The following is a 13,642-nucleotide window of genomic DNA, read 5'->3' as shown; positions in this document are numbered from 1 at the left end:
ATGGTCGACGGCAGTGATTCGGTCCTGTACTTCCATCGGACATTCCGAGCATTCCTGAGCCTTGCTTTTGCGCTCAACTCATTGTGTCCGGAGTACGGAGACAACCACAGAGTAGGAGTTACTCAGGCAACACTTGCCGTCAGCGAAGGCCGGCCGGTCCGTGTGGCTCATAAGGTCAGCGAGTCTCGTGTGTGCGAGCACCCCGGTGACCGGACAAGGTGGCCGATGCGATCGGCCTGTATCTGGCCCCGCCGGGCGGCGCGGTCGTCCTCTCGATCGACGAGAAGACGCAGATCCAGGCGCTGGACCGGACCCAGACGGTACTGCCGGTCGCCTTCGCGGCGAGCGAGCAGCGCACCGCCGACTACGTTCGGCACGGCACCACGAACCTGTTCGCCGCCCTGAACGTGACCACCGGCGAAGTGCTCGGTGAGTGCAGGCAGACCCGGAACGGCAAGGATTTCCTGGCCTTCTTGAAGAAGGCGGTGAAACCGCACGCGGGGAAGGACATCCATGTCGTCCTGGACAACCTCTCGACGCACACCACACCAGAGGTCAAGGAGTGGCTGGTCAAGAACCCACAAGTCCCACACGCTGTGTCACCACCCGCCGAGCCCGCGAACACCTCGAAGCAGACGAATGCGCCGGTCGCCGCCCGGCGGGTTTTATCTCCTGCGAGGTCTGTCAGCGGCCAGTTCGGAAGGTTCTGACCCACTTCTTGTGGGGTGGTTGCGGAGGGTGACGATCTTCAGTCGGCGAGGAGTATCTGCAGGCGGAGGAGGTCGAATCCGGCGCGGCCGTATCCGTCCCTCTTGATCCGTTTCACTCTGTTGACGTTGCCATCGACCTTGCCCGAGTTCCATTCCAAGGTGAGGCCGGCGGTGACGGCGTCGAAGTCCTGGCGGAGGCCGCGGGCCAGGCTCTGCAGTGGCTTCATCCCGGTGTCCTCGGCGTTGGTGAGCCAGCTTTCCAGGTCGCCGCCTCGGCGGACGGTCATCATGGCGGCGAAGGAGCGGACGCACGCGGTGACGGCGTCCAGTTCGGGGCAGCGGGACAGGAGCTTGTTGAGCTTGAGCGTGCCGCTCTCCTCCAGGTGGTCGGGGTGCGAGGTGATCAGCCAGGTGGCCGTGCGGACCGTCAGTGCCTTGGGTCTGGCGGGTGCGGGCCTGCCCCTGGCCCGGATCTCCTGCAGGTGCCGGCGCACGGTCCGCTTGCTGCCGGTGAAGCCGAGTTCGACGATCTCCGCGTGGAGCCGTGCCGCGTCCGTGCAGCCCTCGTTCCAGCGCCGGTGGAGGTAGGACGAGTAGGCGTGGACCTGGCCGTAGCGGCGTGATCCGGTGCCCAGCGACGCCTCCTCGGGCGTGGCTGCGTGTGCGTAGCGGCGTACCGTCTTGCGGTCCAGTCCGAGAGCCTCGGAGATCGCCTGGATCGGGACTCCCTTGTCGTAGAGGTCGTGCACGGCGGTGTGGCGCTCGCGGCGCCGGATCACACGCATCCCCTCCGGCCGCCCCGACACCTCCTGCTCGACAGTGGCGTCAGCAGGCGTGTCCTCGGTAGGCCCGGCGAGGCAACTGCGGTGCGTGGCAACGCACTTCTCGACGGCTTCGCACAGGTTCTTCCACAAATGGAAGCGGTCCGCGACCTGGATCGCGTCGGGGCAGGCGGTGCGTACGGCCTCGGCGTAGGCGCTGGCCCGGTCCCTGCAGACGATCTCCGCTCCGGGGTGTGTGCGAAGCCACGCGGTGAGGGTCTCCGCGGTGCGGTCGGGCAGGACGTCGACGCGCTCACCGGTCTCCATGTCCAGAATGATCGTTCCGTAGACGTGGCCCTTCTTCAGGGCGAAATCATCGACGCCCAGCACACGGGGCGCGGCGCCGACATGCTTGTCCGGAAGCCTGCGCACCAGTCTGAGAAGCGAGTTCGCACTCGTCGGGATAGACAGATGCGCGGCCAGCCGGGCGCCAGGACGCCCGGCGAGCGCCAGCGCGATCTTCTCCAGCGAGCGGCGCAGGAGCGGCGTGCGCCGCGCGAACCGCTCGGTGAGCCCGTCCACCTGCTCGACGAACGTGCGGCGACCGCACGCGGCGGCCGGGCAGAGGAACCTTCGCACCAGCAGGTCGATCACGACCTGCCGTCCGGCCGCCGAGAGGTCGGCAAGACGCCGCCGATAGCCACCATGAAGACGGCCGGACACGGCGCCACAGTCCGGACACGCCGCCTCGCGCGTCACCGTCCGCGCTGTGAGGGCCACCCCGCTGCCGTCCGCTCTGACCTCGTCCACGACCGCGGAGGACAGATGAGAGAACACCGTGGCGAACGTCGAGAACACGCTGCAATCACACGAACGGCCATCCTTCCAGCCCGTTGTGACGTCATGTCACCGCCCCACAAGAAGTGGGTCAGAACCAGCTCGCGGCCACAAAGTGCTAGATAAAAGACCGCCTACGGGGAGTATCCACAGGCCGCCGTCACAGCACCACCCCGTCCCTGTGAGCAGCACGACCCCGACCGGAGCCGTGGGACCCGGCGCACATCCGACGCGACAACCGGGCCGTCAGCCTGCCCAGACTCCGAACATCCCCACCAACGTTCATCACAAAGGGCCCGTCGGTAAGCTGACGGGCCCTCATGAACGATCAAGGAAGCGCGGCGAAAGACGGAAGGACATTCACCGTGAGACGAAGTGCAGCTGGAAACCCGTGTTGGTGAAGCCCGCGCTGTCCCGACAGCTGACCGAGACGTGTCCCGGCCTGCTCTGGTCCGGCACCGACGCGTTGCAGCGGGCTGCCGAGCCGTTGGCCGTGGCGACAAGGCTCGCATAGCCGATGTCCAGCTGCTGGTTGGCGATGTCCACGGTATAGCGGCCGGTGGCGTTGCGCTGCAGGATGACGGCCCCCTCTCCGGGGTTGTGGACGACCTCGTCACCCAGCACCATGGGGGTGTTGGTCACCGTGCGGGGAGAGGTGAAGTATGCCTCCTTGACGCCGGAGGCGCCCGTCAGGTTGACGCCCTGCGCGTAGCTGATGTTCACCCGCGTGGCCGCGGGAGCTGGAAGCCCGCTGACCGCGTCCCGGCAGGACACCCAGACGCGCCGCACCGGGCCTGCGTCCCCAGCTACAAGCCTCCGTGCCGTCGTCCCGCACACCACGTCGGGTACGTCACCGGTGTCAGCTTGGGCGAGGGGGGCGAGTGCCGTGACAGCGAAGGACTCCGGCCCGGCAGCCGATAGCTGGGGCAGGTCGAAGGTGTATCGCCCCGGGGCGGGGTGGTTGTACGTCACCCGCGCGGTCCCACCGCCTTCCTGAGGTGCGGCGAGATGCCAGTTCGCCGACACGGGAGCAGAAGTGGTCGAGGCGTTCACTAGCGCGCCGCGCGCTGTGCCGTGGGCGTTGTAGGCGAGGGTGAAGCGGCGGTTGGCGGGTCGCCCGGCGCTGTCGAGACAAATAATGTCGATCTGGAGCCCCGGGTGACGGTTCGGGGTGATGCCGTCGAACGGCATGCAGTTGCCATCGGTGATGGATCGCACGTGGATGCCGGCAGTGGGCACCGTGCCGATGTCGGGTCCGGAGAAGAAGACCGAGTAGCGGCCAGGCGCGTCGTGACGTACATGCGCCGGCATGTCGAGTGCAGGGCTGCTGAAATGAGCCTGGGACGACAACTCGGAGTACACGCCTGCTGGTTCGTTGCCTGCCACAACGGCGAAGACCGACACCGGAGGCTGCGGAGACGAACCTGTAGCGTGCGCTTGCCCTGCGGAAAGCGCGAGGAGGCCGGCCATGCCGCTGGTCATGGCGGCGGTGGTTGCCACCAGGCGTCGAATTCTCTTGCTGAAGGGGAGCAATGGAGGTCCTGAGGATCGCCGGGCATGGGGCCTGCTTCGGCCCGGCAGGCCGTCGCGGTCGCGCGCCCGGGGGGTAAGGGCACCGGCACTGGGCGAAAGGTGCGCCACGGTACCCGGCTCGGTCGGGTCGAGTCTGTCTCGCGGCCTAAGGGGAGGACAGAGTATCGGGTACTCACTTTCTCCAACATCGAATGAAGGCGACCCATGCCGCCAACAGCGAGGCCGGGAGAGCTGCCTAATGTGTACTCCCGCGCCATTCCGATGGGACGACGAGCGCCTCCGGAGGTCGGTGCAGATGGGGCGGATCCACATCGAACCCCGGTCGGCCCGCGGTTCACTGTGGGAGCTGTGCCAGCGGGTGGTGCCTGCTTGTCCTCGCCGACCGGCCCAGGGCTGATTCAAAGTCCTGGGTATCGTGGAAACGTGCAGGTCGCTGAGGTGTGACGATCCAGCGGAAGCCCGTCACGAACACAACGAAGCTCCGGTTGACGGGGTGACCTTCCCAAGTCGCCCTGCCCGTCCGGAGCTTCGATGTGCCGCCAGTCTGCCACTGTCTGCCTGACCAAGTCGCCCACCGCCGCCCAGCGTGGCGTGAACGGTGTCGCCGAACGGCTGGCCGTTCTGCGCGATCCGCGAGATCGGCGGGGACGGCGCCATTCGCTGGTATCGGTCCTGCTCACCGCCTGCTGCGCGGTACTTGCCGGGGCTCGCTCCTATCTGGCCGTGGGCCAGTGGGCCCGCCACGCGCCCCTGGACGCACTCGCCCGCCTCGGCGTGCGTGCCGCCGGCCCGCTGGGCGTGCGCCGCGCACCGTCGAGTTCCACCATCCGCCGCCTCCTGACCCTCGTATGTCCCGGCGGGCTTGCCGACCTGCTCGGATGTGACCCCGCGGGCAGCCGGCACCTGGCCGTGGACGGCAAGGCCGCCCGCGGCTCACGCACGGACACCGGCCCGGCCGCCCACCTGCTCTCCGCCGTCCTGGAAGGCGGACGCACCGTCAGCCAGTTGCGAGTGCCGGACAAGACCACCGGGGTCACCGGCTTCACGAAGCTGCTGTCCCCGTTCGGCCTGGCCGGTGCCGTGGTGACCGCCGACGCCCTGCATACCCACCGTGATCACGCCAGGTGGCTGGTGGAGGTGAAGAAGGCGCACTACCTGCTCGTTGTCAAGCGGAACCAGCCGACGCTGCACAACGCGTTGCGCTCACTGCCCTGGAAGGAGGTGACCGCCCGCCGCTACGACCGCGAGACGGGGCACGGGCGCCGTGAGACCCGCTCGGTGCGCACGCTCACCGTCACCGGTCTCGGGCTGAACTTCCCGCACGTGGCGCAGGCGGCGAAGATCCACCGGCACCGCACCGACCTCAAGACCGGCAAGATCACCCGTGAGACCGTCTACGCCATCACCGACCTGACGGCACGTGCAGCATCTCCCCAGGCCATCGGTCAACTCGCCCGAGCGCAATGGGGCATCGAGGCCGTGCACCACATCAGAGACACCACGTTCGACGAGGACGCCTCGAAGATTCGCACGGGGCACGGACCGGAGAACATGGCCACGCTGCGCAGCTTCGCGATCAGCACCCTGCGCACCGCCGGGCACCACAGCATCGCCGCCGGCCTGCGCGAGGTCTCCTACACGCCCTTCACCCGTCCACTGGACTTGATCGGACTGCCCTGACCAGCGACGCCTCAAGATCACCAGGACTTTGAATCAGCCCTGCCGACCGGCCCGGTGAAGAGGTGCTCAAGGTTTACTGGGCTCTGATGGCCTGGAGGGTGTTGAGTGCTGCTGCGCGGCGGGCCGGCCAGAGGGCCGCCAGGGCTCCGACTGCCGCCGAGGCCGCCAGGAAGAGGAGGATGCGCTCCCAGGGGATTTGCATGGTGTAGCCGCTGAGCAGTTTGGAGTGGGAGAAGACGGTGCCCATCGCCCATGCGGTGACGATGCCCACGACGATGCCGAGCACCGAACCGAAGAGCGATATCACGATGGACTCCAGCCGGATCATCCGCTTGATGCCCTCCCGGTGCATACCGATCGCCCGCAGCATGCCGATCTCTTGGGTGCGTTCGAAGGCGGACATGGCCATGGTGTTGACCACGCTGAGCACCGAGATGATCAGGGCCATGCCGAGTAGCCCGTAGACCATGTTCAGCAGGAGGGCGACGCTTCCGGTGACCTCCTTCTGCAGTGCTTGGTGGTCCTGCAGTTTGACCAGGGGGTTATGTAGGGCGGTCTTGACGCGTTCCTGCACGTCGGTGGCGTGACCGGCTGTGGCCTTGACCAGGATGATGTCGTCCCGCTGTTCCGCCATGTGCGGGGCGAGGGTCTTTAGCGACATCACATAGTTGGACAGCAGTGGGTTGGCCTTGATGATGCCGCTGACAATGAGGGGCTGCTGCTTGCCGTCGGCGAAGGTCACGGTGACTCTGTCGCCTGCGTGGAGGTGGCCTCGTTCTGCGGCGGCCTCGGTGACCAGCAGGCCGGAGTCCAGGTGGGCGGCGCTTCCGGCCGTGTAGCGCAGCGTCAGGAGCCGGGTGATCACGGCGGGGTCGACCGCGGTCACCTTGTAGCCGGTAACCGTCCCGACGGACTCGACGGCGCCGGTACGGATTGGGGAGGCGTCGGTGACGCCGGGGACGGAGGAGACCGCCGCGGTGACCGAGGGGGCGAGTGGCTGGCCGTTGATCGTGCTGACCGTGAAGTCCGCCTTGAGACTGCCGGTGGTCTGCTTGGCAAGGACGGATCCGATCGAGGTGCCGATCACGGTGACTGCGGTGACCAGGGTCAAGCCGAGCATGAGGGCCGCCGTGGTGGAGGCGGTGCGCCGGGGGTTACGGCTTGCGTTCTCGGTGGCGAGCTTGCCATCGATGCCGAACCACTTGGTGAACGGCTTGTTGAGCAGTCCGAGCAGCGGACTGGACAAGAACGGGGTGAGCATGACTAGCGCGATGTTCAGCAGTCCGGCGCCGGCACCGATGTAGTAACCGCCCGCGGTACTGCCAACGGCCATACCCCAGGCACCCAGGCCCACGCTGATCGCGGTGATCAGGAAGCCCACGGCGTTACGGAGACGCAGACTGGCTTGAGTGGGCGTGGTGTTCGCGCTGCTCATCGCGGCGATCGGGGGGATCTTGGACGCCCGGCGGCCCGGCAGCCAGGCAGCCAGCACGGTGACGGCGGTTCCCACGAGCAGAGAGCCGGCGATGGTGCCGGGCGAGACCACGGTGTCGGTGCCGGGCAGACCGACGTTCATGAGGTCGTTGAGCACGGCGTGCAGACCGCCGGCGATGAGGACGCCGAGGACCAGACCGATGGCGGAGGAGATCAGGCCGACGATGAGTGCTTCGAGCTGGACGGCCCGGGTGACCTGGCGGCGGGTGGCACCGATGGCGCGGACGAGGGCGAGTTCGCGGGTGCGCTGGGCGACCAGCATGGTGAAGGTGTTGGCGATCAGGAAGATGCCGACGAACAGAGAGACCACAGCGAAGGCCAGGAAGACGTTGCTGAGGGTGTTGATAGTGGAGGCGTTGGCCGCCTTCTCGTCGCTGATGAGCTTGGCGGCAGTGATCGCTTCGCTGTTCCTGCCAAGCAGGGGCGTGATCTCCTTCAGCAGCTGCCGGTCGCTCGCCCCTGCTGCCGCCTTGACTACGATCCGGGCGTACTGGCCGGGGGACCCGAACAGCCGCTGGGCGGTGGCGGTGTCGAAGAGGGTGAAGGTCGTGCCCGTGGTAGCCGCCGGATGTGTAGTGGTGAAGACGCCGACGAGCTTTTTCGTCATGACCGGTCCGTCGACGACCACGCGTACGGTGTCACCTACGCGGAAGCCGGACTTGGCGGCAGTGTGGGTGTCCAGTGCGATCTCGCCGGACTGCTGCGGGGCCCGCCCGTCGGTGAAGGAGCGGTCGGGGTCCTTGCCGTCTGCATCGGGGGCGAAGTTGGCGCCCTGAGAGACGTTGCCGACGACGTCGCCGGACCTGTTGACGACATAGGTTTCACCAGAGACCTGACCCCGGGCGGAGGCGACGCCCGCAAGCGCGCGGACCCTCTCGAGCACGGTGCCGGTCAGGCCCGATGCCTGTCCGTGCTGCTGGGCCTGCGCGGTGGCTCTGACGGCGACGTCGACACCGACGTTGTCCCTAATGGCCTGGTCCTGATAGCCCTTGCTGACCGTGGCGCTGAAGATCAGGGTCGCGGCCACGAAGGCGACACCGAGGACCACGGCGAGCATGGTCATCAGCAGCCGGAGTCTGTGGGTGGTGATGTTGCGTACGGCAAGCTGGAACATGACGTCCTCCTTCCTCGTTCTGCCAGGTCAGTTGGTGCGGGTGCGGGCGTCGAAGCGCTTCATACGGTCCAGGACCATGTCCGCCGTGGGCTGCGCGAGTTCGTCGACGATCCGGCCATCGGCCAGGAAAAGCACGCGGTCCGCGTAGGAGGCAGCCACCGGATCATGGGTGACCATGACGATCGTCTGTTCCAGGTCACGCACCGAATCACGCAGAAAAGACAGGATCTCCGCCCCTGCCCGCGAGTCGAGGTTGCCCGTGGGCTCGTCGCCGAAGATGATCGCGGGCCGCGATGCCAAGGCGCGAGCGGAGGCGACACGCTGCTGCTGACCGCCGGAAAGCTCGGCGGGCCGGTGTCCCAGCCGGTCGGCCAGGCCGACGGTGGCCACAATCCGGTCCAGCCACGCCTGGTCCGGCTTGCGGCCCGCAATGGCCAGCGGCAGCGTGATGTTCTCTATCGCGGTGAGCGTGGGGAGCAGGTTGAACGCCTGGAAGATGAAACCGACCCGGTCGCGCCGCAGCCGGGTCAGCTGCCGGTCCTTGAGGTTTCCCAGCTCGACACCGTCGATCTGCACGGATCCGTCGGTGAGCGAGTCCAGGCCGGCCAGGCAGTGCAGGAACGTGGACTTGCCTGACCCCGAGGGACCCATAATGGCGGTGAATTCACCGCGTCGGAACTCCGCGGAGACCTGATCCAGGGCCACCACCCGGGTGTCCCCGCTGCCGTACACCTTGGAGAGCCGGGTGGCGCGAGCAACGACGTCTCCGGCCGGCCCGGGGGCCGCGGCAGGGGTGGACATGGGGTACGCGGTGGACATCAGAGCACTCCGTAATCGGTGGCCGTGGGACACCGAAAAGGTAGGCCGGGAGGGTGTTGCGGCGGATCCCGCTCCGGAGCCAACCCGGTCCCGTACTGAGGTACGGTCTGCACCCTGCGGCAACCGCCGGGCTCATACCGGGGTATGAGCCCGAACATGGCTCCGTGGGGTGAAGAGGCCGTCGGATCAGCCGCATACGCTGGCCATGCTATGAACCCACGTCACTGGCCACGCGCCCTGTTCGTCTCCGAGCAGCCAGCCCCCGTGTCTGCCGCCTCCTCCCGCCGCAGCCGCCGGCCTGTGCTGCAGTACATCGTTGCAGCGATGTTGACCGCTCTGATCGGCGTGCTGGGAATCCGGACCATGTCCCACGTATACGGCGTCGGCGTAGCGTCCGCCGTGGTCCTGGCCGCCGTCCAGTCCGCCCCACTGCTCCTGGCAGTCACCCGCCCGTTGCAGGCGTGGTGGATCATGATGGCCGCAGACATAGCATCCTCCGCAGTGCTGTTCCACGCTCCGAGGCTGGAGGGAAATGGCTGGCCTTGGCCCCCGGCTGTGATCCTCGGACAGCTTGTGCTGCTGGTGGCCGTGGCCCGCCGGGAACGGCGTGCCGCCCTGGTGGCTGTCTGGGTGGTCCTCACCGTCTCCGGCCTGGCCATCGCGGCCGCCTCACCGCACAACCGCGACAGCGGCGACGTGCTGCTGGCCGTCATCGGCGGCGGGATCCTGCTGGTGGGTGGGGTATTGCGCGAGCGGCACGAGGCACTGCAGCGGCTGGGTGAGCAGCAGTTGATCGCCCAGTCGGAACGGGCCAGACATACCCTCCTGGAGGAGCGGGCCCGGATCGCCAGGGAGCTGCACGACGTCGTCGCCCACCACATGTCGGTGATCACTGTCCAGGCCGACAGCGCGCCCTACCGGGTTCCCGGGACGCCGGCGGCTGCGCAGGAGGAGTTCGCCGCGATCGCCGTCGCCGCCCGCCAATCCCTATCCGAGATGCGCATGCTCCTCGGCGTGCTGCGCAGCGAGGACTCAGATGACGAGCGTCGCCCGCAGCCGGGCCTGGACGATGTGCCGCACCTGGTCGAGGCCATCGCCCGGGCCGGTGTCCCGGTGAACCTGGTTCTCGACGACGGGGTTGAGGAGCTCAAGGCGTTGATCCCGCCGACGGTGGAGCTGTCGGCGTACCGGATCGTGCAGGAGGCGCTGGCGAACGTCGTGCGGCATGCACCGGGAGCGCGGACCCGCGTCGAGATACAGCTGATGCTGGACCGCAGCAGCCTGACGGTCCTGGTCGCCAATGCCACTCCGAAGCAGTCCTCGGGTTCCCTGGAGACCAGCAGTACCGGGCACGGTCTCGTGGGGATGCGCGAGCGAGTCCGCCTGCTCGGGGGCGCCCTGAAAACCGGTCCGACCCTGGACGGTGGCTTCCAGGTCACCGCCCGACTTCCCCTGCCGGCCCTTCCCCGCAAGGAAAACCCCCACACATGACGATCCGGGTAGTCGTCATCGACGACCAGGCCATGGTCCGCGCGGGCTTCACCGCCGTGCTAGCCGGGCAGAGCGACATCGACGTGGTCGGCGAGGCCGCCAACGGGCGCGAGGGCGTCCAGGTCTGCCGCGACCTCCAGCCGGACGTGGCCCTCATGGACGTGCGCATGCCGGAGATGGACGGTCTGGAGGCCGTCCGCCTGCTGCTGAACCCACCGCCCGGCGTCACCTACTGCCCCAAGGTGCTGATGCTCACCACCTACGACATCGACACCTACATCTATGAGGCGCTCAAGGCCGGCGCAAGCGGCTTTCTGCTCAAGGACGCGCCCATCACCGACCTGACCCGCGCGGTCCGTGTCGTCGCGGAGGGCGACGCACTGCTGTCGCCCTCGGTCACCCGCCGCCTCATCACCGACTTCGCCGGCAGCTGGCCCGCGGCGCGCACGGATGGGGGCGACAACGTTCGGCTGGGGAGCCTGACTCCACGGGAGACCGAAATCCTGTTGCTCGTCGCCCGCGGTCAGAGCAACACGCAGATCGCCCAGAACCTCGTCGTCGCCGAGCAGACCGTGAAGACCCATATCGGCAACATCTTTGCCAAGCTCGGTCTGCGCGACCGCGCCCAAGCGGTGATTTTTGCCTACGAGTCGGGACTGGTCACCCCCGGTGACCGGTAACGCAGGGTCCGTTCGGCCAACGGCTCTGTCGTTGACTGCCATAATTCGCGTGACTCGGGGGCTGTATTCGGCTGACATTTAGGCCTGTACGTGTCCCAGGAACAGTGAAGGTCCATGAGGATGAGCCGAAACAGCTTGTTGCAGCGTTGGCCACTGGTGGGGCGCGAGGCCGAGATGCAGGACTTCGACGAGGTCCTGCAAGACCCCCGCCGCACCGGATTCCTCCTCTTCGGGCCCGCCGGGGTGGGCAAGTCCCGGCTGGCCGATGAATGCCTGGAACGGGCGGTCGGCTCGGGGCGCCGCGTCAGCAGGGCGGTTGCCACTGCGGCTGCTGCGCCGGTTCCGCTCGGGGCCGTGGCCCATCTGCTGCCCGACGGCGTCGACCTGTCCGACCCGGTAGCGGGGTTCGCCACGGTTGCCAGGCTGCTGTCGCCCGGACCTGTACAGCCCCGCACGGTGATCCTGGTCGATGACCTCCACCTGCTTGACGCGACCTCGGCGATGCTGCTGCGGCAACTTATGGACGCCGGGGCCGTCTTCCTGCTGGGAACGGTCCGGTCGGGAGACGGCGAGGAGTCCGTGGCCGTGTCCGCGCTCGGACACGGGGATGCAGTGCGGCAGGTGGACCTCAACGAGTTCGGCCGTCAGCAGGTCGAGACCCTGTTGCAACAGGTCCTCGACGGGCCCGTCGGGAAGAACGCGGTCAACCACCTGTTCACCACCAGCGGCGGCAACCCGCTCTATCTGCACGAACTGGTGCTGGGAGCGGTGAACGCCGGAGCGCTGACCTGCGACGGCGAGATCTGGGAGATGACGACGGACCATCTGCCCAGCACACGTCGCCTCAGCGATCTCATCCGCTCCCGGCTCACCGCCGCCTCACCCGCCGGCCAAAGGGTGCTCGACGTGCTATCGCTGTGCGAGCCCCTGTCCCTGGACCGTCTCGAGATGGATGCCGACCCCGAGACGCTCGACGGCCTGGAGCAGACAGGACTGATCGTCGTCACCCAGGAGGAAAGACGCACCGCAGTCCGTCTCGCCCACCCCCTCTACGGCGAGATCCTGCGTGCCGGCATGACCGCCCGCAGCCGCCGGGACACCTTGATGCGACAGGTCCACGTACTGAAGAAGAGCGGAGCCCGCCGCCGGGAGGACGCCATCCACCTCGCCACCTACGAGCTGGCGGCCACCGGCACAGCCGACCCCACCCTGCTGGAGCGCGCGGCCGTCCTCGCCACGTATTCCCACGAGTACCCGCGTGCGCTGGTCCTGCTCCAGGCGATCCCGCAGGAGCACCGCAGCTTCCGAGTCCGGTTGCTGCTGGGAAAGACACTGTATGAGGCCGGTGACTTCCAACAGGCCGAGGCCATACTGGCCGTGACCGACGCCATGGCGGGGGCCGAGCAGGAAGTCCTGGCCGCAGTGCTGGTGCGGACCCAGAACCTCATCTGGGGGCTCGAGGCGCCCTACGAGAAGGTCCTCGACGTCATCGACGCGGCCCGTGTCCGGCTCAGCAGCCCGCTGGGTCGCCGCGCCCTAGCGGTCATCAACGCAAGCGCTGACGCCTTCGCCGGGAGGGAGTTAGCGCACAGCCTTGCCGTAATCGCGGACGTCGAACCGGACCCCGCGCAGGCGCCGTGCGTCCAGATGTGGCTGACGGCAGCCACGACCAGGTCCGTTGCACTTGCTTCCCTCGGCCGGGCCGAGGAGGCCGAGGACTGGGCCCGACGCGCCATCGCCGCCGGTGCAGCCTCCGACGAGCAGCCCTACGTCCCGGCCCCGCATGAGGCGGCACTCCAGTCCATCCTCGCGCTGGCCCTGACGGAGAACGGCCGCCTGACCGAGGCCCGTGCCGTGGGCGAGCGGGCCCTCTTGAAACTCGACGGCACAAGGGTGCACACCGTGCGCCGGCTCCTGATCTTCCATCTGGGGCGTGGCGCCATCCTCGCCGGACACCCGAGGGAAGCCCGTCGCTGGTTCGCCGAGCTCGCCCGGATATCACGCCCCCACACCCCAGTCGTCCTACCGATGGCATTGGCGGCTCTGGCAGCGGCTGCCGCCCTACAGGGGGACACCGAGGCGGCTGAGGCGGCACTGGCCGAACGCAGCGGACTCCCCTCCTCGGGATACCTCCCCGAGGAGAAGCTGGGAGAAGCGTGGCTACTCGTCGCCCGAGGCGAGCTGACCCGCGCCCGGGCGGTGCTGACAGCGGCTGCCCAGGAGGCTTTCAAAAGCGGGCACATCGCGTTCGAAGCCATCCTGCTGACCGACCTCGCTCGGCTGGGGGGAGCGCGCGAGGCCGCCGGGCGGCTGGCGGAGATCGCGGCCGAGTGCGGCGGACGCTTCCACCGGGCGCGCGCCGACCTGGCCGCCGCGTGGGCCGCGCAGGACCCCGACGGACTGCTCACCGTCGCGGACACGCTCGAAGAGATAGGGGCGGACCTGTTGGCGGCCGAGGCGGCATGCACTGCTGCGGCATTGCTGAGACACGCCGGTCAGACCCGCCGGGCCGCCGACGCGGCG

Annotated in this window: 9 protein-coding genes; 5 read left to right on the top strand and 4 right to left on the bottom strand. The window is 68.1% G+C overall.

Annotation, left to right across the window (positions count from 1 at the left end):
* Positions 1 to 218: 218 nt before the first annotated feature.
* Positions 219 to 710 (top strand): transposase, encoded by a 492-nt coding sequence (locus ACN6LD_RS37290; protein WP_445045468.1) that lies wholly within the window; start codon positions 219 to 221, stop codon positions 708 to 710.
* Between the two features lie 38 nt (positions 711 to 748).
* On the opposite strand, the gene ACN6LD_RS37285 is transcribed toward ACN6LD_RS37290, so the two are convergent.
* The gene (locus ACN6LD_RS37285; RefSeq protein WP_445045467.1) at positions 749 to 2,329 is read right to left on the bottom strand and encodes an ISL3 family transposase; all 1,581 of its coding nucleotides are present in this window, start codon (positions 2,327 to 2,329) and stop codon (positions 749 to 751) included.
* Between the two features lie 339 nt (positions 2,330 to 2,668).
* A complete protein-coding gene (locus ACN6LD_RS37280) occupies positions 2,669 to 3,619 on the bottom strand; it encodes a hypothetical protein (protein ID WP_445045466.1) in 951 nt (316 codons plus the stop codon).
* Between the two features lie 753 nt (positions 3,620 to 4,372).
* Between ACN6LD_RS37280 and ACN6LD_RS37275 the strand changes: the two genes are divergently transcribed.
* The gene (locus ACN6LD_RS37275) at positions 4,373 to 5,521 is read left to right on the top strand and encodes an ISAs1 family transposase (protein WP_445045465.1); all 1,149 of its coding nucleotides are present in this window, start codon (positions 4,373 to 4,375) and stop codon (positions 5,519 to 5,521) included.
* A gap of 73 nt (positions 5,522 to 5,594) precedes the next feature.
* Here ACN6LD_RS37275 and ACN6LD_RS37270 read toward each other — a convergent pair whose 3' ends face one another.
* Entirely contained in the window at positions 5,595 to 8,129 is a 2,535-nt protein-coding gene (locus ACN6LD_RS37270; protein ID WP_445045464.1) for an ABC transporter permease, read from the bottom strand.
* 27 nt (positions 8,130 to 8,156) lie between these two features.
* Entirely contained in the window at positions 8,157 to 8,930 is a 774-nt protein-coding gene (locus ACN6LD_RS37265; protein WP_445045483.1) for an ABC transporter ATP-binding protein, read from the bottom strand.
* 342 nt (positions 8,931 to 9,272) lie between these two features.
* Here ACN6LD_RS37265 and ACN6LD_RS37260 point away from each other — a divergent pair, with 342 nt between their 5' ends.
* The 3 genes from ACN6LD_RS37260 to ACN6LD_RS37250 all read left to right on the top strand — a co-directional run.
* Positions 9,273 to 10,439: a sensor histidine kinase gene (locus tag ACN6LD_RS37260; protein WP_445045463.1), complete on the top strand. Its 1,167-nt coding sequence runs from the start codon at positions 9,273 to 9,275 to the stop codon at positions 10,437 to 10,439.
* Positions 10,436 to 11,119, top strand: coding sequence for a response regulator transcription factor (locus tag ACN6LD_RS37255; protein ID WP_445045462.1), 684 nt, complete (start codon positions 10,436 to 10,438; stop codon positions 11,117 to 11,119). The genes ACN6LD_RS37260 and ACN6LD_RS37255 overlap by 4 nt, the downstream gene beginning before the upstream one ends.
* A gap of 120 nt (positions 11,120 to 11,239) precedes the next feature.
* A partial coding sequence (locus tag ACN6LD_RS37250; RefSeq protein ID WP_445045461.1) for an AAA family ATPase occupies positions 11,240 to 13,642 on the top strand: 2,403 nt, incomplete at its 3' end.

Source organism: Streptomyces sp. SAS_272, from assembly GCF_052543235.1.
This window is presented reverse-complemented; position numbering and strand designations above follow the sequence as displayed.